1 protein-coding gene is annotated in these 1,218 nt (G+C 42.7%); it reads left to right on the forward strand.

Annotated elements, in window-relative coordinates; all coding sequences use genetic code 11:
- The coding region (locus LMU01S_RS10015) for a mucin-binding protein (protein ID WP_156470421.1) at positions 1 to 1,131 on the forward strand (1,131 nt) is incomplete at its 5' end.
- Positions 1,132 to 1,218: the final 87 nt, after the last annotated feature.

Here is a 1,218-nt window from a genome sequence, read left to right on the forward strand (position 1 = left end):
ACTAAGGGTGGAACAACACCAGTGCCAGAGATCCCAGGTTATCGTCCAGAAGTACCAAGTGTGACACCAGATAAACCAGGTGAAGACACACCAGTCAAATATGTTCCAGTAACACCTGAAAAGCATGTGCAAACAGCTAAGATCGTTTATGTTGATACTAAGACAGGCACAACGATCGAATCTGATTCCGTGACAGGTAATGTTGGGGACAAGATCGATTACTCAACTACTTCCCGGATCACTGAATTGATCAAGAAGGGCTATGTCTTGATCGAAGATGGCTTTACTAATGCAGGTACTCCAGTCTACAATGACAACGGAGAAGAACAAGTCTTTGTTGTTAAATTAGGTCATGGTACTGAACCAGTTGGGCCAAATAACCCACATGAACCAGGCACACCGATCAATCCAGATGATCCAAATGGTCCAAAATGGCCAGCTAAGGATGATTACATGAAACAATATACTTCAACTGTTCACTTTGTTGACGGTAACGGTAATAAGTTACGTGATGATGACATCCAAACATCTACTTGGACACGCACATTGATCGTTGATAAGGTAACTGGCGAAGTCTTGAATCCAAGTGAACCATGGAAGTCTGATATCGATGACTATGCAACAGTCAAAGTTCCAGTTATCGAAGGCTACTATGCAGATCGTGCAACTGTACCTGGTGAAACTGCACAACAACGTGATCTTGAGACAACAGTGACCTACAACAAGATCGGTAAGATCGTTCCAGTTGATCCAAATGGAAATCCAATTCCAAATGTTCCAACACCTCAATACAGAAACGATCCAAACGATCCAACTAAGGTGATCGTGACAGATACACCTGATATTCCTGGTATGATCCCTGAAACAAGAAGTGTGACACCGGGTGAACCAGGTGTTGATACTCCTGTGGTCTACCACAAGGTCGAAACACCAGAACAAAAACCAGAACAACCAGCGCAACCAGAAGTGACACCAGTGGTCAATGACCCAGTTCAAACCCCAGCAACTGAATTACCACAAACTGGTGATAAGCAAGGCAATGCGTTAGCAGCTATCGGAGCTTCGATCGTTGCAGGTATGTTAGGTTTGATGGGCTTTACAAAGAAAAAGAAAGATGAAAAAGATTTCTGATCTAGTAAGGTAAAAAAGAAGAGTCGTTAAGGCTCTTCTTTTTTGTATATTTAAAACTCTCCGACATTAACTGGCTCTTTGTCAACC

It is taken from the genome of Ligilactobacillus murinus DSM 20452 = NBRC 14221 (genome assembly GCF_001591685.1).
Classification (GTDB): Bacteria; Bacillota; Bacilli; order Lactobacillales; family Lactobacillaceae; genus Ligilactobacillus; species Ligilactobacillus murinus.